22 protein-coding genes are annotated in these 19,661 nt (G+C 31.8%); 9 read left to right on the forward strand and 13 right to left on the reverse strand.

Annotation, left to right across the window (positions count from 1 at the left end; all coding sequences use genetic code 11):
- Positions 1-143: 143 nt before the first annotated feature.
- On the forward strand, positions 144-2,996 hold the full coding sequence (gene carB, locus BM053_RS10240; RefSeq protein WP_091477088.1) for a carbamoyl-phosphate synthase large subunit: 2,853 nt from the start codon (positions 144-146) through the stop codon (positions 2,994-2,996).
- Between the two features lie 58 nt (positions 2,997-3,054).
- Positions 3,055-4,011: an ion channel gene (locus tag BM053_RS10245; protein WP_091477090.1), complete on the forward strand. Its 957-nt coding sequence runs from the start codon at positions 3,055-3,057 to the stop codon at positions 4,009-4,011.
- Between the two features lie 2 nt (positions 4,012-4,013).
- Here the strand turns inward: BM053_RS10245 and BM053_RS10250 are convergent, their stop codons facing one another.
- Positions 4,014-4,556, reverse strand: coding sequence for a YceI family protein (locus tag BM053_RS10250; RefSeq protein WP_091477092.1), 543 nt, complete (start codon positions 4,554-4,556; stop codon positions 4,014-4,016).
- The gene (locus BM053_RS10255; protein ID WP_143076478.1) at positions 4,556-4,924 is read right to left on the reverse strand and encodes a hypothetical protein; all 369 of its coding nucleotides are present in this window, start codon (positions 4,922-4,924) and stop codon (positions 4,556-4,558) included. Before BM053_RS10255 ends, BM053_RS10250 begins: the two co-directional genes overlap by 1 nt.
- Before the next feature lie 108 nt (positions 4,925-5,032).
- Between BM053_RS10255 and BM053_RS10260 the strand changes: the two genes are divergently transcribed.
- The 3 genes from BM053_RS10260 to BM053_RS10270 are packed head-to-tail and all read left to right on the forward strand — an operon-like array spanning position 5,033 to position 7,171.
- Complete coding sequence (locus BM053_RS10260) at positions 5,033-5,566, forward strand: ankyrin repeat domain-containing protein (RefSeq protein WP_244148521.1); 534 nt, start codon at positions 5,033-5,035, stop codon at positions 5,564-5,566.
- Position 5,567: 1 nt separating this feature from the next.
- Positions 5,568-6,317: a T9SS type A sorting domain-containing protein gene (locus BM053_RS10265; RefSeq protein ID WP_091477096.1), complete on the forward strand. Its 750-nt coding sequence runs from the start codon at positions 5,568-5,570 to the stop codon at positions 6,315-6,317.
- A gap of 11 nt (positions 6,318-6,328) precedes the next feature.
- Positions 6,329-7,171 (forward strand): DUF5777 family beta-barrel protein, encoded by an 843-nt coding sequence (locus BM053_RS10270; RefSeq protein ID WP_091477262.1) that lies wholly within the window; start codon positions 6,329-6,331, stop codon positions 7,169-7,171.
- Here the strand turns inward: BM053_RS10270 and BM053_RS10275 are convergent.
- From BM053_RS10275 to rmuC, 3 genes are read right to left on the reverse strand one after another with little or no spacing between them, the layout of a single operon-like run.
- Positions 7,168-7,716 carry an acyl-CoA thioesterase gene (locus BM053_RS10275; protein WP_091477098.1) on the reverse strand — a complete coding sequence of 183 codons (549 nt, stop codon included), beginning with the start codon at positions 7,714-7,716 and terminating at the stop codon, positions 7,168-7,170. The genes BM053_RS10270 and BM053_RS10275 overlap by 4 nt on opposite strands.
- A 2-nt stretch (positions 7,717-7,718) precedes the next feature.
- Entirely contained in the window at positions 7,719-8,087 is a 369-nt protein-coding gene (locus BM053_RS10280) for a 6-phosphogluconate dehydrogenase (protein ID WP_091477100.1), read from the reverse strand.
- A 6-nt stretch (positions 8,088-8,093) separates the two neighbouring features.
- A complete protein-coding gene (gene rmuC, locus BM053_RS10285) occupies positions 8,094-9,443 on the reverse strand; it encodes a DNA recombination protein RmuC (RefSeq protein ID WP_091477101.1) in 1,350 nt (449 codons plus the stop codon).
- Between the two features lie 80 nt (positions 9,444-9,523).
- Between rmuC and BM053_RS10290 the strand changes: the two genes are divergently transcribed.
- Genes BM053_RS10290 through BM053_RS10305 form a run of 4 tightly spaced genes read left to right on the forward strand, consistent with a single transcriptional unit; the run spans position 9,524 to position 12,077 of the window.
- The gene (locus tag BM053_RS10290) at positions 9,524-10,174 is read left to right on the forward strand and encodes a Pr6Pr family membrane protein (RefSeq protein WP_167357340.1); all 651 of its coding nucleotides are present in this window, start codon (positions 9,524-9,526) and stop codon (positions 10,172-10,174) included.
- A 1-nt stretch (position 10,175) separates the two neighbouring features.
- Positions 10,176-10,769 (forward strand): pseudouridine synthase, encoded by a 594-nt coding sequence (locus BM053_RS10295; RefSeq protein ID WP_091477103.1) that lies wholly within the window; start codon positions 10,176-10,178, stop codon positions 10,767-10,769.
- Positions 10,769-11,221: a tRNA (cytidine(34)-2'-O)-methyltransferase gene (locus tag BM053_RS10300; RefSeq protein WP_091477104.1), complete on the forward strand. Its 453-nt coding sequence runs from the start codon at positions 10,769-10,771 to the stop codon at positions 11,219-11,221. Before BM053_RS10295 ends, BM053_RS10300 begins: the two co-directional genes overlap by 1 nt.
- Before the next feature lie 4 nt (positions 11,222-11,225).
- Positions 11,226-12,077 carry a hypothetical protein gene (locus tag BM053_RS10305; RefSeq protein WP_091477106.1) on the forward strand — a complete coding sequence of 284 codons (852 nt, stop codon included), beginning with the start codon at positions 11,226-11,228 and terminating at the stop codon, positions 12,075-12,077.
- Here BM053_RS10305 and BM053_RS10310 read toward each other — a convergent pair.
- The 8 genes from BM053_RS10310 to BM053_RS10345 form a co-directional block, all read right to left on the reverse strand.
- Positions 12,070-12,828 (reverse strand): dienelactone hydrolase family protein, encoded by a 759-nt coding sequence (locus BM053_RS10310; protein ID WP_091477108.1) that lies wholly within the window; start codon positions 12,826-12,828, stop codon positions 12,070-12,072. The genes BM053_RS10305 and BM053_RS10310 overlap by 8 nt on opposite strands.
- Positions 12,829-12,896: 68 nt before the next feature.
- On the reverse strand, positions 12,897-13,679 hold the full coding sequence (locus BM053_RS10315; protein WP_091477109.1) for an ABC transporter ATP-binding protein: 783 nt from the start codon (positions 13,677-13,679) through the stop codon (positions 12,897-12,899).
- On the reverse strand, positions 13,672-14,295 hold the full coding sequence (locus BM053_RS10320) for an FMN-binding negative transcriptional regulator (protein ID WP_091477111.1): 624 nt from the start codon (positions 14,293-14,295) through the stop codon (positions 13,672-13,674). Before BM053_RS10320 ends, BM053_RS10315 begins: the two co-directional genes overlap by 8 nt.
- A gap of 2 nt (positions 14,296-14,297) precedes the next feature.
- Entirely contained in the window at positions 14,298-15,311 is a 1,014-nt protein-coding gene (gene murB / locus BM053_RS10325) for a UDP-N-acetylmuramate dehydrogenase (RefSeq protein ID WP_091477113.1), read from the reverse strand.
- 39 nt (positions 15,312-15,350) lie between these two features.
- Positions 15,351-17,198, reverse strand: coding sequence for an asparagine synthase (glutamine-hydrolyzing) (gene asnB / locus BM053_RS10330; protein WP_091477115.1), 1,848 nt, complete (start codon positions 17,196-17,198; stop codon positions 15,351-15,353).
- A 3-nt stretch (positions 17,199-17,201) separates the two neighbouring features.
- Positions 17,202-18,263 carry a glycosyltransferase gene (locus tag BM053_RS10335; RefSeq protein WP_091477117.1) on the reverse strand — a complete coding sequence of 354 codons (1,062 nt, stop codon included), beginning with the start codon at positions 18,261-18,263 and terminating at the stop codon, positions 17,202-17,204.
- A 9-nt stretch (positions 18,264-18,272) separates the two neighbouring features.
- Positions 18,273-18,947, reverse strand: coding sequence for a DUF2461 domain-containing protein (locus BM053_RS10340; protein ID WP_091477118.1), 675 nt, complete (start codon positions 18,945-18,947; stop codon positions 18,273-18,275).
- 1 nt (position 18,948) lies between these two features.
- The gene (locus tag BM053_RS10345) at positions 18,949-19,641 is read right to left on the reverse strand and encodes a thioredoxin domain-containing protein (protein ID WP_091477120.1); all 693 of its coding nucleotides are present in this window, start codon (positions 19,639-19,641) and stop codon (positions 18,949-18,951) included.
- Between the last annotated feature and the right edge of the window lie 20 nt (positions 19,642-19,661).

A 19,661-nucleotide genomic window follows, 5' to 3' on the forward strand; every position in this document is an offset into this window, starting at 1 on the left:
TTTTTTAAATCTGTTCATAAATATTAATAAATTTTTGAAGCTATTTCCCGCTATTCACTTCAATCTTTTTATTTTTAAAGAAAAAATAAAAAGGATTTACGTTTCTATCGGGGCTAAAACACACAACTAACTACAACTACACAATGCCAAAAGACAATTCAATAAAATCGGTTTTAATTATAGGTTCAGGACCAATCGTAATCGGGCAAGCTTGCGAATTCGATTATGCAGGATCACAATCAGCACGTTCTATTCGTGAAGAAGGAATCGAAGTAATCCTTATCAATTCCAATCCAGCAACCATCATGACCGATCCAACCATGGCGGATCATGTATATTTATTACCACTTACGACCAAATCGATTATTCAAATCCTGAAAGAACATCCACAAATTGATGCTGTTTTGCCAACAATGGGAGGACAAACAGCATTAAACCTTTGTTTAGAAGCTGACGAAAAAGGAATTTGGAAAGATTTTAATGTAAGACTAATTGGTGTCGATGTAAATGCTATCGAAATTACCGAAGACCGAGAAAAATTTAAAAATCTTTTAAATAAAATAGGCATTCCGCAAGCACCAGCAAAAACAGCAACTTCATTCTTAAAAGGAAAAGAAATTGCACAAGAATTTGGTTTCCCGTTAGTAATTCGTCCATCATTTACATTAGGAGGAACAGGAGCAGCAATTGTTTATAAAAAAGAAGATTTCGACGAAAAACTAACCTACGGATTAGAAATGTCACCAATTCACGAAGTGCTTATCGATAAAGCATTAATGGGTTGGAAAGAATACGAATTAGAATTACTTCGCGACAAAAATGACAACGTAGTCATCATTTGTACTATCGAAAATATGGATCCAATGGGAATTCATACAGGAGATTCTATCACGGTGGCGCCAGCGATGACATTATCGGACACGACATTTCAAAAAATGCGTGATATGGCAATCTTAATGATGAGAAGCATCGGGAATTTTGCGGGAGGTTGTAACGTGCAATTTGCAGTTTCGCCCGATGATAAAGAAGATATTGTAGCTATCGAAATAAATCCTAGAGTTTCTCGTTCATCAGCATTAGCATCTAAAGCGACGGGTTATCCAATTGCGAAAATTGCATCAAAATTGGCTTTAGGTTATCATTTAGATGAACTTCAAAATCAAATTACAAAATCTACTTCAGCTTTATTCGAACCCACTTTAGATTATGTTATTGTAAAAATCCCTCGTTGGAATTTCGACAAATTTGAAGGAGCCGACAGAACTTTAGGACTTCAAATGAAATCTGTAGGAGAAGTTATGGGAATTGGTCGTTCGTTTCAAGAAGCATTACATAAAGCAACTCAATCATTAGAAATAAAAAGAAATGGTTTAGGAGCAGACGGAAAAGGATACAAAAATTACGAGCAAATTATTGATAAACTAACCCATGCAAGTTGGGACAGAGTTTTTGTGATTTATGATGCCATTGCAATGGGAATTCCTTTGTCACGCATTCACGAAATCACAAAAATAGATATGTGGTTCTTGAAACAATATGAAGAATTATACAGTTTAGAAAAAGAAATTTCTAAATACAAAATAGATACTTTGCCTAGAGATTTATTGCTAGAATCTAAGCAAAAAGGATTTGCCGACAGACAAATTGCTCATATGATGGGTTGTTTAGAAAGTCAGGTTTATAAATTGCGTGAAGAGCAAAATATCAATAGAGTTTACAAATTAGTAGATACTTGTGCTGCTGAATTTAAAGCACAAACACCTTATTATTACTCGACTTTTGAAGCTGAAATAGAAACGGCAACTGGCGAAAAATATGTTCATAATGAAAGTATTGTAACCAACAAAAAGAAAGTAGTAGTTTTAGGTTCCGGACCCAATAGAATTGGGCAAGGAATTGAGTTCGATTACTCTTGCGTGCATGGAGTTTTAGCAGCAAAAGAATGTGGTTACGAAACCATCATGATAAACTGTAATCCAGAAACGGTTTCGACCGATTTTGATACAGCCGATAAATTGTATTTCGAACCTGTTTTTTGGGAGCATATTTATGATATTATCCGTCATGAAAAACCAGAAGGTGTTATTGTACAATTAGGTGGACAAACAGCTTTGAAACTTGCTGAAAAATTATCTAAATACGGAATAAAAATTCTTGGAACTTCGTTTGATGCTTTAGATTTAGCTGAAGACAGAGGACGTTTTTCAGAATTATTAACAGAACTTAAAATTCCATTTCCACAATTCGGAATTGCCGAAAATGCAGATGAAGCAAGTGCTTTAGCCGATGTTTTAGATTTTCCATTACTCGTTCGTCCTTCGTATGTTTTGGGAGGACAAGGAATGAAAATTGTCATCAACAAACAAGAGCTCGAAGAACACGTTATCGATTTATTAAAAAATATTCCAGGAAATAAATTGCTTTTAGACCATTATCTTGATGGTGCTATCGAAGCTGAAGCTGATGCCATTTGCGACGGAGAAAATGTGTACATAATAGGAATCATGGAACATATTGAACCTTGCGGAATTCATTCTGGAGATTCTAATGCGACTTTGCCACCATTTAATTTGGGAGAATTTGTCATGCAACAAATAAAAGATCATACGAAGAAAATTGCTTTAGCCCTTAGAACTGTTGGGTTAATAAATATTCAATTTGCGATAAAAGACGATACAGTTTACATCATCGAAGCCAATCCGAGAGCATCTAGAACGGTTCCGTTTATCGCAAAAGCATATGGGGAACCTTATGTAAATTATGCAACCAAAGTTATGTTGGGAGAAAATAAAGTAACCGATTTTACTTTCAATCCGCAATTAAAAGGTTATGCGATTAAGCAACCTGTTTTCTCTTTTAGTAAATTTAGTAATGTAAATAAAGCACTTGGACCAGAAATGAAAAGTACTGGAGAAAGCATTTTGTTTATAGATGATTTAAAAGACGACCAGTTTTACGAATTGTATTCTCGACGAAAAATGTATTTGAGTAAATAATATAAAAGTCCCTTGATTGGGACTTTTTTTATGAATTAAAATGGTTTAAATTTACTTTATGAAAGTATTTAAAAAAACAAATAAAAATCTTAAAACAGACAATCAAACTGGTTTTGGAACCAATGCTGCCAATTACGGTGGACGGTTTTTAGCTAAAGACGGATCGGCGAATATAGAAAAAAGAGGATTGCCTTTTTTTGATCAAATAAGTTGGTTTCACACACTTTTGCGTTTGCCAGCATGGAAATTTCAAATAATAATTTTTTCAGTTTTTATTTTGGTCAACTTTATTTTTGCGGCCATCTATTATTTTATTGGAGTTGAACATCTAAATGGGATTGTTGCTAGTTCTGAAATTGAAAAATTCGGGCAAGTTTATTTTTTTAGTGCACAAACATTTACAACAGTAGGATATGGACATATAAGCCCTGAAGGATTTTTAACAAGTGCCGTTGCATCTAGTGAAGCGCTAGTAGGACTTTTGGGATTTGCGTTGGCTACAGGTTTGTTCTACGGAAGGTTTAGTAGACCAAAAGCACATTTAAAATTTTCAGAAAATGCTATAATTGCGCCTTTTCAAGGTGGAAAAGCATTGATGATTCGTGTTGCTTCCTATAAAAATACAAATTTGACCGATGCTGAAGCAAAACTAACATTAGCAATGAGAATTGAAGAAAATGGTGTAAATGTAAATCGATTTTTTCCTTTAGATTTAGAATACAGTACAATAAATTCTTTAACATTAAGCTGGACATTAGTGCACCATATTACAGAAGAAAGCCCATTGTATGGATATAGCAAAGAAGATTTTACTAATGAAAAAGGTGAGATTTTAGTTTTCGTAAAAGCTTTCGACGAAATGTTTAGCAATACAGTTGCTATTAGAACTTCCTATATTTTTAAAGAAATTGTATATGGAGTCAAGTTTCTACAAATGTTCGAGCATAGTACTGACAAAACAAAAACGGTCATTCATATAGATAAACTGAATTTGTTTGAACAAGCTGAAGTATGATTCTAAAGTAAATTATAATCTAAACTTACTTGTACTCTTTTGGATACTTTATTACTTATAATAAAAGGTAAGTCGATGTCAAAATCATCGGTATTCAACGTAAAATTGGAAACGATATTGGTTGTGTTTTCTTTTTTAGAAATCTTTGCCACAACCGAAATGTTTTTAGATTTTCCGTGTAATTCAATTGTGCCATTTATAACAAATTCTTGCTTTTGAGTTGTTAGTTTCGATACATCAAAATTTTCAATTTTCCCTTTGAAAATGGCTTTTGGATATTTGTCGCTTTCAATATAATTTTCGTTAAAATGCTCTTGCATTAAAGCCGATTTAAACTTAAAACTTTTCATCATAGCCACACTCGCAATGTCTCCTGTTTTTGTGTTTAATAAACAAGCGGAGAGTTTGTTAGTTGCTTTTACTTCTTCAAACGAAGGGACTGAAGCTTCAAAAGTAATTTGACCAGTTTTTGTTAAAATTTTATCTTGAGCAATTGCGAAGTGGCTCATTAAGATAAGAACGAATATGGAAAATATTTTTTTCATTAGTTTACAAATCCATCAGTTTGCCATTTGATTATTCTGTCGATAGTTTCTTGTGGTAATCTTGTTCCGCCGTTTGGCATCATTCCAGGTGTTCCTTGAGCTCTAGAGATTCTGTCTATTAAACCTCTTGTAAGGATTGCGTTTTTTACATCATTATAAGTAGTAAGTTGCATTGGTGCACCATTTACTGGAGGAGAGGAGTGGCAACCTAAACAATTTGCGCTTATGATTGGGGCAATATCAGTACTATATTTAATAGTTGTCGAATTATTTGCTGGAGGAACAGGCATTGTAATGTCCGACGTGCTATCGTTAGAACAAGATGACAATGTTGCAAACGCGGCTATTATAAAAAGAAGCTTATTCATAATAATTAAAATTTAAGTTAACTAATTTGATTTTTGTCTTAAAATTTATATAAAAATAAATTAAATTCCGGATTAATATTGTTAAATTTGATATAAACTATTTGTAAAATGAAGCTTTATTTGAAATTTATTTTATTATTTGTGATTTTGATTGCTTTTTCGGCAAATTCGTTCTCGCAAAATGATGTTTTTAATATAGCACGTTCAGGAACTGTCGAGGGTCTAAAAATATTAATAAATAAAGATTTAGATATAATAAATACTAAAAATGAAAATGGTTTTACACCACTAATATTAGCTTGTTATAAAGGAAATGTGGCGGTTGCAAAATTCTTAATAGAAAACAGTAAAACTATTAACACTTCGAGTGATATGGGAACGCCACTTATGGCTTGTGTAGTGAAAGGCAATAATGTAATTGCGGAATTATTATTACAAAAAGGAGCAAACCCAAATTTAACAGATAATAAAGGAACTACCGCATTAATGTACGCAGCGCAATTTCAGAATATTGATGCAATTAAATTATTATTAAAATATAAAGCTGTCATACAAAACAAAAACAAGGAAGGGAAAACTGCCTTTGAGTTTGCTGTATTTACTAACAATGAAGAGATTATTAATATTTTAAAAATAAACTAAAATGAAAAAAAAATTACTATTAATTTTAGGAATGACAATTGGATTTACTTCAATTTCGATAGCACAGTTTACAACAGGAGTTGTTACTTTAACTGGGACAAGAACTTTACGAATAGATACAAGTCCTACGATAGCTACGATGACAATAACAGGTTCAGACACTTCATGGTTAGGAATTGGTTTTGGCGGAAGTACAATGTCAACCGTTAGTGATATGTTTATATGGAACGACACAGCAGATAGGGACTTTACTCCCTCAGGTATGCAATCACAACCATCACCTGATGCAGGGCAAAGTTGGACAATTGTTAGCGACAATGCTTCAGGAGGCACTAGGACTGTTGTTGCCACTAGACCTTTAGTTTCTTCGGGAGATTTTACTTTTGTGAATAATACTTCAAACATAAATATAATTTACAATGAAGGTCTTTCTGAAACTTTAGCTTATCATGGCGCTTTTAGTGAGCGTGGTTCACGAATATTAACTAGAACTGCTTTAGGCCTCGAAGAATTTTCTCTAAATGCAACCCAAATTTATCCAAATCCTTCAAATGGAAATTTTATGGTAAAAACTAAAACAGGATTGGACAAAATAAATGTGTATTCGCAAGTTGGTGCTTTTGTAAAAACAATTATGGTAAATAATTTAAATGTTGTTGAGGTTAGTATTAAAGATTTACCTCCAGGAGTTTATTTACTAGAATTATTAAATACAAGTGACAAATCTTGGAAAAAAATTATTGTAAATTAAGAAATATATTTATGAAATACCTCCTTTTATTAACACTACTTACTTTTTCACAGATAATTTTTGCGCAAGACGATTTACTTTCACAAATAGACTCAACAGAAACGAATCAGAAAGTGATATCAGCATTTAAAGCAATGAAAATCGTGAATCTCGAATCTACAAAGCTAACTTCAAAAGGAGAATTGTATTTAGTTATTGCCCATCGTTTTGCTTCGGTAAAAGACGGAATAGATGGCTTTTTTGGGTTAGATAATGCCGTTACACAAATTAAGTTTGTTTATGGGATTTCAGATAAATTTAATTTAGCAGCTGGAAGAAGCGAACAAGCGTATGATTTTTCGGCAAAATATTTATTAAAATCACAGGTTCAAGATGGTTTCCCGTTTACAATTGTTGGTTTCAATAGTTTAGGATTTAATAATTTGCTAAAAGAATCCATTTATCCTAAAATGAAGTTTAATAACAGAATGGTTTATGTAAATCAGTTACTAGTTTCAAGAAAATTTTCGGAGAAGTTATCGTTAGAATTTGCTCCAACTTATTTTCATGAAAATTTTGTTGTAGATGATTTTCAAGATAACAGTCAGTTTGCATTAGGTTTTGGTGGTCGATATAAATTGTCGAAACGTGTTTCTTTAAATATGGATTATGCGGCACATTTAAACAGAGTTTCAACATCAATATATAACAACCCGCTTTCGGTTGGTGTTGATATTGATACTGGTGGCCACGTTTTTCAGATGCATTTTACCAATTCGCAAGGAATGCACGAGGCTGGATTTTTAGGAAATACAACTGGTGATTGGGGTAAAGGAGATGTTTTCTTTGGGTTTAATCTAGTACGAGTTTTTTAAGAAATAGCAACCTGAACATTGTAATTATTCAAATTTGATAATGCTTCATCAGATTTAAAATCGAAAATTTCTTCGTGTTTTTGTTTCTCTTTTCTAACAGCAATCATTTTTATACAATTATAAAAACGACGCACTTCATCAAGATTTGATAAAATGAGTCCTGGAACCAATGCGTTACTTCCATCAATATTTTTAGAAACCATTGTAAAATAACTAGAATTACAGTGTTTTACAACGCCAGTTCTAATATTTTCGGCTTCTACACGAATACCAATAATCATCGAGCTTTTTCCTACATAATTTACGCTGGCTTTCATAGTTACTAATTCACCAACTTCAATAGGATTCAGAAAATCGACCGTATCTACCGAAGCAGTTACACAATAATTTCCTGAAAATTTAGATGCACAAGCAAAAGCAATTTGATCCAATAAAGACAAAATATAACCACCATGTATTTTGCCCGAAAAATTAGTGTGCGAAGGCAACATTAATTCCGAAATGGTAACTTTGGATGCTTTTACGGTTTTAAAAACAGTATTCATATTTATCTATTAAGATGTGGTGATTTTTCTTTTTGTACTTCGGTTACAAAATATTTTGTATCCCCCCACCAAGGAAAAGTTTTGTATCGTTCTATATAAGTCACTTTTACATACTGACCTTGCATATTCTTCATTGCTTCAATTACTTTGGTATCTTTATCTAATACCGAAAAAGTAAAAATTTTAGCACCTGAAATCCCTTGACTCAATTCGCCTTCATAGGTTTTAAAAATCATTCCTTTACTGCTTATTTTTATTAATTCGCCAGAACGAACACCTTCGCTGTAAGTTGCATAATATAAAAAAGTGAAGTAACCAGTAATTCCTAAAATAATGGTTGTAATTAAGATAAAGAAAATTTTTCGTAACATAATATTTTAGTTTAAAAGATTGTTTTCGTTTGTTTCGGCTCTATTTATAATATTTTCGGGTAAGGCTTTTTTTGCTTTTGCACCCATTTTTTTCAATTTTTCGACACTTGTAATTAAGTTTCCTTTTCCTTCTACTAGTTTATTCATAGCGCCAGAATATTCGACTTTGCTTTCGTCAATTTTCTTTCCAATTTTTATTAAATCGGAGACAAAACCTTCAAATTTATCATACAAAGCACCAGCTTGACGTGCAATTTCTAATGCGTTTTCTTGTTGTTTTTGATTTGCCCACATACTGTCAATAGTACGCAATGTAGCTAATAATGTTGATGGTGTAACAATCACAATATTTTTCTCGAAAGCTTTATTATACAAAGTAGTGTCTTCGTTTAGTGCCAATGCAAAAGCAGGTTCCATTGGGATAAATAAAAGCACAAAATCGGGGCTTTCTATCTGATATAAATCTTGGTAATTCTTGTCGCCCAATTGCTCTACATGACGTTTTATAGCTTGTACATGTTCTTTTAGATGTTGCGATTTTAAATCCTCATCGTCTTCATTTATATAACGTTCGTAAGCGGTTAAAGTCACTTTCGAATCGACAATCATCTTTTTACCATCAGGTAAATTAATCACCACATCTGGAAAAACTCGATTACCTTCAGTCGTTGTAAAACTTTGTTGTACCTCGTATTCGCGGCCTTTTTCTAATCCTGATTTTTCTAGTACACGTTCCAACACTAATTCGCCCCAATTCCCTTGCATTTTGCTATCACCTTTTAATGCTTTGGTAAGGTTTAATGTTTCCTTGCTCATTTGCGCATTCATTTCGCTTAACCCCAATATTTGCTGACGTAAAGCTGCATGATAGTCGATGCTTTCTTTGTGTGTATCTTCTACTTTTTTCTCAAAATGAAGAATTTTGTCTTGTAATGGCGAAAGAATATTTTTCATATTCTCCTTATTTTGCTCGGTAAATTTATTTGTTTTTTCTTCTAGGATTTTATTGGCAAGATTCTCAAACTCTTTGGTAAATTTTTCTTGTAATTGCTCGACTTCTTGTTTCTGATCTCTATTTTTTTCTAAAAGAGAATCGAAATCGGCTTCTTTTTTTGCTAGTTGAATATTTGCAACTTCTTTTTCGGTGCGAATTTGTTCTTTTTCGGTATTAATTTGAAGCAAATTTTTCTCGAAAGAAATCTTCTCAATTTGAGATTGTTCTTTTAATGCATTTAATTTTTCTTCTAAAATATTTTTTTCTGATTGAGATTTTGCCGAAAAAATAATTTTACCAATAAAAATTCCAATAGCAAATGCAACAATAAAAATGGATAAGAAAATAAACAAATCTGTCATAAAAATACTTTTTGTAAGTTTGTAAAATTAAACAAAAGTTTTCGAGTTTTAGGTTCAATATTTAACATAATTTCAAATAGATGGAAAAGCAATCTCAAAATTCTAACACTGTTTTTTTAGCTGTAATTTCTTTAGCTAGCTGGTTAGCTGTTTTACTACAATTATACCTAATAATTGTAAATCGAGTTGCTTCTATTCTAGAAACAATTGTTCGGTTTTTTAGTTTTTTCACAATACAATCTAATATTTTGGTAGCAATTTGCTTTACGGTTCTTTGGTTTAAACCAAAAAATAAATTGGAATTATTTTTTTTAGATAATAAAAGTCTAACAGCAATTACAATGTATATAACAATTGTAGGGATAGTTTACAATTTAATTTTAAGATTTTTATGGATGCCAACTGGAATGCAAAGAATTACCGATGAAATTTTGCATCTAGTTATTCCTATTTTAGTTTTGATATATTGGTTTCAATTTGTTTCTAAAAAATCTTTAGAATATAAGAATGTTTTTCCTTGGCTACTATTTCCTTTCCTATACTTAATATACACTTTGGTTCGTGGATATTTTTCTGATTTTTACCCATATCCATTTTTAAATGTATCAGTTTTAGGATATACTCCCGTTTTTGTAAATTCATTTTATATGTTAATTGCTTTTCTTAGTGTTGGATTTTTATTAATATTTAGTAGTAAATTATTAAGTAAAAGAAGCCCGAAAAAAAATTAATATGCATCGACATTTTATCATTCACAAACCTTACGGATATTTATCTCAGTTTAAATACGAATTAAAACGCAAGAAAAAACTTTTAGGAGAATTACATGATTTTCCTGAAGGAATTATGGCTATTGGTCGGTTAGATGAAGATTCGGAAGGCTTACTTTTATTGACAACCGATGGAAAAATGAGCGAAATAGTTCGTAGTAAAAAAGTCGAAAAAGAATATTATGTGCAAGTTGATGGCATTATTACGGAGGAAGCTATCGAAAAATTGCAAAACGGAGTAGAAATAGGTTTCGATGGTACAAAATATATGACCAAACCTTGTAAAGCTTTTATTGTAAATGAAGTTCCTAATTTTGGCGAACGAGGTAAGAAAATTCGTGATGAACGTCATGGGCCAACTTCTTGGGCTTCGATTGTTGTAACCGAAGGGAAATTTAGACAAGTAAGAAAAATGACTGCAGCAGTCGGATTTCCTACATTGCGATTGGTAAGAGTTCGTATAGGGAATGTGCATTTGAACAATTTGCAAGCAGGAGAAGTTTTAGAAACAAGCGATTTTTCAAAAATCAAAGACAATATCAAAACCAATAATTAATGTTAAACATTGTACTAGTAGAGCCAGAAATCCCCAACAATACAGGGAATATAGGGCGTTTGTGTGTAGGAACAGGAAATCGTTTACACCTTATTCATCCGTTTGGTTTTGAGATTAATGACAAAAATCTAAAACGTTCTGGATTGGATTATTGGGTTCATTTAGATTGGAATCAATATCAAAATTTGCAAGAATGGATAGACCAAATCCCAGATAAATCGAGAGTTTTTCTCCTATCTTCTCATGCCCAAAAATCGTATTATGAAGCGGATTTTCAAGAAGGAGATTGGTTGGTTTTTGGTAAAGAAAGTAAAGGATTAAGCCAAGAAATTCTGAATTTATTCGAAAATCATCTTACAATTCCTATGTCTGACAAGATTAGAAGTTATAATATTGCGAATTCGGTAGCATTTGTAGTAGGAGAGGCGAGAAGACAGATTAATTTTAAGTAAAAATATGAAAGTTTTAATTAGTGTTGAAAAAGCGATTAATAGAGGTTTATTAATGATTCATATTCCAATATTAATGATTTTTTTGACTACAGTTTTTCTGCTTTCTTATTTAATTTTAAATAACTATGTAGAACCTTGGTTTACTCCTTTTGGATTGATTTTCGGAATTCTATTTCTATTAATTTATAGAAATTTTGCTATCACAAAATGGAGGATTTGGGCATACGAGAATGTAAGGAATATTAATGAATTGAAACAAAAAGCAAGATTACATAAATTAATTGGCAGAGATGGAAATTTTTTTGAACGTATTGAGATAAGAAGTCAATATCAGAATGAAAAATTAAAAATTTTAGAAAAAAGAATTAATGTAAAAGATATTTTCAGAGATGATATTTCTGTTCCTAAAGAAACTAAGATATTTTATGCTAAACATTTAGGAATAGGAGGTTTGTTTGTAGGTATGTTTTTTTTAGCAACTGGTTTTTATTTGTTATTTGGAAAAGAAAAGTCAATATTTGGTTTATTACCTATTATAGGCTCAATTTTTCCTTTTAAAAAAGGCATCAAAATAATTAGAGATAAAAATTATCAAATTTTAATAAATTCGGAAGGAATAAAATTAAAAAATGAGGAATTAATTTCTTGGAAATATATCCAAGAGGCGAATATGGATTTTGATCCTAATTTTAACCATCATGGATCTCATATTCAGCACTATTTCAGTTTTGTTGTAAACGGGAATGTTGTAAACGTTCCAATAAATGAGTTGAATGTTAATCATATTAGATTAAAACATTTACTCCAAGTTTACCGAGTTCGTTATGAAAAGGAAAATAAAGTTAGGTCTATTTAAAAATCTCATCAAAAAAATCTAACATCGCACGCCAAGAACGTTTGTCTGCTTTTTCGTTATAAGCCACACCAGTACTTTTGTTATTTCCAGCGTCTTTGTGGGTAAAAGCATGAACAGCATCAGCATAATAAACCATTTGCCAATCGGCTTTTGCAGTGCGCATTTCGTCTTGAAAAGCTTTTATTTCTGCATCCGATTCGAAAAAATCATCAGCACCATGAAGTACTAAAACTTTAGGATTAATAGTTTCGATTTTCCTTGAAGCATCTCTGCTTAAACCACCATGAAAAGAGACTACACCATTAACTTTAAAATTAGTTCGAGCAGCTTCTAATACTCCAGTTCCACCAAAGCAGTATCCAATAACTGCGATTTTATCAGGATTTGCACCAGCTTTTATCAATTGGTCTAAAGCTAATTGAATCCTTTTCTGATATTCTAAATAATTGGTTTTAAAATAACCTGCCAGTTGACCTGCTTCTTTTGAGTTTGTTGGTCTTTTACCATAAATGTCAGCAACAAAAGTTATGTATCCTAATTTTGCTAATTCAGCAGCATTGGTTTTTGCGTTGGTTTCAATTCCCATCCAAGCTGGTAAAACCAAAACTCCAGCTTTATTTTTTAAAACTTTCTTAGGTTGCGCTAACTGTCCTTCTAATTTTTGATTTCCATCAGTGTAAGAAACAGATTTTAATTGTGCTTGAGAAGAGATAACTGTTATGAAGGATAAAATAAGAAATAAGTTTTTCATTTTAAAAAGGTTTTAATTTTTATAAAATTACAATTATTTATAATGAACAGATGTGAAATAAATCTTAATTATTTAAAAATAAATTTCCCTTTTTGGTCATCAAAAACAATATTTTCGTCTTTAAATAAGGTATTAAAAATCCCTTTGCCAATCAAATTGCATGGTTCGTCTTGTACAACTATTTCACTTGTCATAACCACCATTTCATCACTCAATTGAATTGCTAAATCGATATCATGAGTCGAAAAAAGGATGCATTTCCCAGTTTCGTGTGTGAGTTTTTTCAGGAGTTTGAATAACGAAACTTTGTGTAATAAATCTAAATGAGTAGTTGGTTCGTCAAGAATAATAAGTGGCGTATCTTGGGCTAAAGCTCTTGCTACTAATACTTTTTGTAATTGACCATCGCTAATTTCGAAATGTTTTTTATCTGACAAATGCTCGATATTTGTGAGTTGTATGGCTTCGGTTATTTTTTGAATATCAACATCAGAAAGTTTCCCAATCCAGTTAGTATATGGTTGTCTTCCGAGTGCAACTAATTCGTAAACGGTCAAATTGCTGGGAGGCAATTTTTCGGTAAGAACCACACTTAAATTTTGAGCTAATGTCTGGTTGTCATAACTTTCAATCGATTTGTCATTTAAAAAAACATCGCCAGAAATAGGTTTCTGAATTCCGGTTAATGTTCGTAATAATGTCGATTTTCCTATTCCGTTAGCGCCAATTAACGTAATGAGTTTTCCTTCCTGAAAATTTAAGTTAAGATTTTGAGTAATAGTAATCGTCTCGTTCTTGGTTTTGTAACCAATACTTAAATTTGAAGTAGAAAGGATATTTTTATTAGTCATGATGTGTTTTATTCTTCGCCATTTCTTGCGCTATTTGACAAGCATTATAATCTTCGGTTTTTTCTAATTCAGAAATGATGTTTTGGTAATTTTTTTCATCTCGATTTTGAGATATTTTTTTAACTGCTTCTATCGAAGTGATTTCGATTTGAAAAGCTACAATTCCTCTTGCTTGTCGCATCGTTTTTTCTGATAAATTTTCAATTCTAATTGGGTTTTCAGAATTAGCTTCGTACTTATCGACTAATTTTTTTAATGAAAATAGGGTTTCTTCATAATTTAAAACTTTCACTTTCCCGTAAACGTGAACTGCAATATAATTCCAAGTGGGAACATTTTCGTGATCATACCAAGACGGAGAAATATAGGAATTTGGGCCTGAGAAAATGGCTAAAACTCTGTCGTCGTTTTCAAAAGTTTTCCATTGCGGATTTTCTTTAGAAATATGTCCTTCTAGAAATTGTTTTCCATCTTCTTTCAATTCAAATTCTAATGGAATATGAGTTGCTAGAATATTTCCGCTATTTTGATTTATCAAAATTCCGAAACTATTTTTTTGAAGAAAATTGATTACTTCTTCTTGGTTCTCGTTTTTATAAATATCTGGAATGTACATAATTAAATCACATTGACTTCGGCTTCGATATGAATACCAAACATTTCAAAAACTGTTTTTTGTACATCTTTGGATACATTCAAAATTTCTTGTCCGGTCGCATTGCCATAATTAACTAAAACTAAGGCTTGGTTTTTGTGAATTCCCGCATCGCCAAAACGTTTCCCTTTGAAACCTGCTTGTTCAATGAGCCAACCAGCTGGAACTTTTACTTCGGTTTCTGAAATTTCGTAAAATTTCATTTCTGGAAATTTTTTATGAATAGGCTCGAATTCCGATTTTAATACAATAGGATTTTTAAAAAAACTTCCGCTGTTTCCTAATTCTTTTGGATCGGGTAATTTGCTCTTACGAATGGCTATTACAGCATTGGAAACATCAATTAAACCTGGAGTTTCGATATTCTTATTGGCTAATTCTAATTTGATGTCGCCATAAGAAATATTTATCTTGTGGTCTTTTTTCGTTAATTTAAAAACTACCGATGTGATTATATATTGGTCTTTTACTTCATGTTTAAAAATACTTTCGCGATAGCCAAAATGACATTCGGTGTTTGTGAAAGTTTTCATTTCTTGAGTTGCAATATTCATCGCTTCGCAGGAAACAAAAGTGTCTTTTATTTCGGTTCCGTAAGCACCAATATTTTGTACTGGAGTTGTGCCAACATTTCCTGGAATAAGTGACATATTTTCTAATCCGCCAAAATCTTGGTTGATGGTCCAGAGTACAAATTCGTGCCAGTTTTCGCCAGCTTGACTTTCTATCCAAACAAAATTTTCATCTTCATTAATGATTTTTTTTCCTTTTAAGTCGATATGAATAACTAATGCATCAATATCTTGGGTAAGCAACATATTACTTCCGCCACCTAAAACAAACTTTTTTTCTGTTGAATTTTCTTGTAAAATAGTTTTCAAATCAGCGACAGAATGAACTGCTACAAATTGTTTTGCTTTGGCTTCGATACCAAAAGTGTTGTGTTTTTTTAAAGAAAAATTAGGAATTATAGTCATCAAAAATCAATTTTATATGCAAAAATAGGATAAAGAATTTTAAACAAACTTCTCAAAGTAATTTTTTTGCCAAATATGTAACATAAATAATGGCATGATGTAAGGAATTATTTTTTTGTCTCCTTTTTCTATTTGTTCGACAAGTTTTCTGCCATTCAAGTTTTCTAAAAAAGGCATGTTGAAAATCTCACTTTTTGCAAAATTTTGCAACTCTTCTCTAAATTTATTATTGGATAACAAATAATTATCCCAAGGCGCACTAAGTCCAATTTTTCTGAAATTAAGAATTTCTTGCGAGAGTTTGTTTTCCATCGCTGCTTTTAAAATGTATTTTCCTTTTTTACCAGAAAATAACCATTTGTCATCGAGTGTTCCCAAACCAGCGATTAATCTTTGGTCTAAATATGGTTGGCGACATTCGATAGATGCGCCCATAGTGCAACGATCGTTTCGGTCTAAAAGTGAGCACATATAAGTATGTTGGTCAAAATATAAAGCTTGTCTTCTTAGATTATCAGGATATAATTCTTGTGCTTCTTTTAGGATTTGATAACGATATTCGTTTTGCGGTTTTATTCTTGGTCCATAAAACGAATTAATATCATTAGGATAAATACTGGTTCCATTAAACAAGACTAAATCTGATTCATTGTTAATTTTTGAATACCGAATTAACTTATTATACCTCGGATTATTGTTAAAGTAGTCAAGATTACTGACTTGAGCAATAATTTTGAGTAACGAAGGGTTTCTTAAAGCTTTGTAACGAACATAGCCGCCCATAAGCTCGTCGGCACCTTCGCCAGAAAGTAAAACTTTTACTTTAGGATTAGCTAATTTAGAGACGGCAAGTAAATGCGGCTCATTTAGATGCATGATTGGCTCGTCCTGAAAATAGGTAGATTCTAATAAATTATCGAAAAGCGAATCGCCTTCAACTGTTATAGAATTAAACTCATAATCATATTCTTCGGTAATATTTTTTGCTAAATAGGACTCGTTGTGTTGTTCTTCCGAAAATCCAATATTAAATGTCTGAATTTTTTTATAATCCTGATGGTATAATGAAGATAAAATAGAGCAAGAATCTAATCCGCCACTAAGTAAAATACCAACAGGAACATCGCTTACCATTCGAAGATTTACCGATTCGAAAAAGATTTCTTCAAACCATTTTTTTGGATTAAGAATGTGGTTGTGATTTTGAATTGTTTCTTTAAGATTCCACCATTTTGTAGTTTTTGAATTTCCATTTTCGTCGATAATCATGTAATGTCCAGGCAAAAGCTTGTTTATGTGATTGTACAACGTGTTTTCGCCAGCTACAAATCGATTAAAGAAATATTCTTCTAATCCGCTTTCTGATATTTCTATAGGAATTCCAGCTGCAAAAAGCGCTTTTTGTTCCGATGCAAAGTATAAAGTATTTTGATATAATGCGTAATATAAAGGTTTTACACCCATTCTGTCTCTTACCAAAACGAGTTTTTTCTCTTCTTTGTCCCAAATTGCAAAGGCAAACATTCCGTTTAGGCGAGATAACATTTCTAAACCATATATTTCATATAGTTTGAGTAAAACTTCAGTATCGGAACCAGATTTTAGTGTGATTCCTTTGTCTTTTAGTTCAGGGTAAAAAGATTTGTAATTGTATATTTCTCCATTAAAAACAATGATATATCGTCCATTTTCTGAATAAAAAGGTTGGTGTCCTGCGGAAGAAGTATCTATAATAGACAAACGTCTGTGACCCAAACCAATATTATTTTCAATAAAAATACCAGCGTCGTCTGGACCACGATGTTCGAGAACATCTCGCATTTTTACGAGCTGATTTTTATCGACTAATTTGTCATTAAGATGCAATATTCCGTTTATACCACACATAGATTAATCAGATTTTTGGTTAATTAATTGATGGTATTTGTCTGCTATTTTTTTCATGTTAATAGCATAATTGGCATTTTCTTCTACAAATTTTCTGTTTTCTAAAACTGCTTTTTGTCTAACTTCAGAATTTCTGAAAGCCCAAATAATTTCTTCGGCTAGTTTTTTAGTATTTTCAGATTCAATTAAAATACCGTTCTTTTTTTGTGTAATCCAGCTTTTGTTTCCAGGTAAATTGGTCACAACAGGAAAACAACCACAAGCCATGGCTTCAAATAATGATGCCGAAACGCCTTCGGTTGTGGGCATACTTATATAAATGTTTGATTTTTGAAGTAGTTTAGGCAAATCGTTGTTGTTAATTCTTCCTGTAAATATTACATTATTTTCAATTTGTAATTCTTTTGAAAGTAATTTAAGTGATTTTTGCATGATTCCGTCTCCAACAACTGTTAATTCGAATGGGATATTCTGCATTTTTAGTATTGCAAAAGCTTTCAAAATAACATCGTGTTTGTATTCGGGGAGTAAAGAACGAGTCACAATGGCTTTGATAATTAATTCGTTACTATTGTCTCGGTATTCGAAAAAATCTAGATTTATGCCTTTTGGCAAAATCATAACCTTATTCATATTTACACCACTATTTTGCATGTGAGTTGCCATAACTGGTCCCCAAGCGTGTATTAAATCTGATTTTTTGAAAGCGTAATTTTGAATAATTTTCTTAAAAGGATAAAGCAAAGAATTTTCTGGCCATAAGTCGGTTATACCTTGTTGTGCGATGGCTATTGGTTTTATTCCTGAAAGTGCTGCAAGAAATCCGTAACTGGTGGTTCTTTCGGCAATAACCATATCGGCATTAAATTTTTTTGCAATACTTCTTATGGTTAGAAAGGATTTAGATAATTCTACCAGTCTTTTTAGTCTAGAAATACCCGTGCTTTGGGTTTGTAATTCCCAAGTTACGATTTCGAAATCACCAAATTCCTTCAAACCATTCATCCAAGTAATGGCGTCGGCACGGTAAGTTTCTCCAAGGAAAAGAATTCGTTTTTTTTGCATTATAATATTTTATTCTTCGGTTTCTAAAGCTCGGTTTAAAAACTCATTGAGTGGTTTTAAAGCTATTAATTTTTGTGCTATTTTTTTTGAAAAATCTTTGTCTAAAAATAATTTATCATCAATTTTTTGCGAACAAGTGAAGCTTTTTAATTTTAGAAATTCGATAGCTTCATGATTTGGTTCGTAGCCTTTTGGAGCTTTTTTTAATAAATTGCTTTCTTCACGAGTAATTTCCTTGAACTCTTTTTTGAAAGTTGGATTATTCACAATTTTCTCTAAATCATCGTAAAAAAAAGCAATTTCTTTTCTGATGCTTTTTAGCTCATTGGCTTCGGGACACCAAACGCCACCAGCGATAAACGAGCTTCCTTTTTCGAAATGAATGTAATAACCAGGACTGTTTTTTCTGTTTTTATTAGTGGTTAGCCAAAGTGCAATATTGGTTTTGTAAGGTTGCTTGTCTTTAGAAAATCGAATATCACGATTGATTCGGAAAGTACAATTCTTAATTTCTAATAAATCTAATGATTTGTCTAAAGGTTTCATTTCTTCCAAAACCGATGCAATAAACTGATGATAGTCTTTTTTGTAACTTTCGTATCGTTTTTTGTTGGCATGCATCCACTCGGTATTGTTATTGGCTTTTAGATCGTCAATAAACTGAATTGCTTCTTTGGTAATCATTTTACAAATGTTTTTTTAAATCTTCTTCAGTGATATACCCAATATTTCGCCAGACTTCTTTCCCGTTTTCATAAAGTATAATTACGGGTAAAGTATCTAATTTTAATTTGTCAACCATCGTTTTGTTTTTGTCGGCATCTAATCTTACGATATTTATTTTGCCTTTCATTTCTTCTTGCATTTTGATGATGTATGGTCCCATTTTTTTGCAAGGAGCACACCATTCTGCATAAAAATTAATCATTACTTTTTTGTCGGATTTTAGTAATTCATTAAATTCTTGATCGCATATTCCTATGATTTTGTTGCTTGGTTGCGCCATTCCACTAGCGTTCCATTTCATAATACCACCATCAAGATTGTATATGGTTGTAAAACCCAATTCGGCTAGTTTTTCGGCTGCTTGACCACTTCTTCCGCCCACTTTACAATACACAAAAATGGGTTTTGCTTTGTCGTAATTACTGACTTTAGTTATAAAATCGCTTCCGTTCCAGTTTACATTTGTTGCATTTGTAATATGCTCGACAGTATATTCTTCGGGTGTTCTAACATCAAGCAATTGAGGTTTTTCGGTCGTTTGTAGTTTTTCTGCAAAAGTTTTTACATCAATAGTTTGTATGGCTTTTGATGTTTGTCCTTTGCAACTTATAAAAAGTAAACTGATAAGTAGAATAGAAATTATTTTTTTCATTTTTTTAGCTAATATAACAA

Source organism: Flavobacterium swingsii (assembly GCF_900111965.1).
In the GTDB taxonomy this organism is placed as follows: Bacteria; Bacteroidota; Bacteroidia; order Flavobacteriales; family Flavobacteriaceae; genus Flavobacterium; species Flavobacterium swingsii.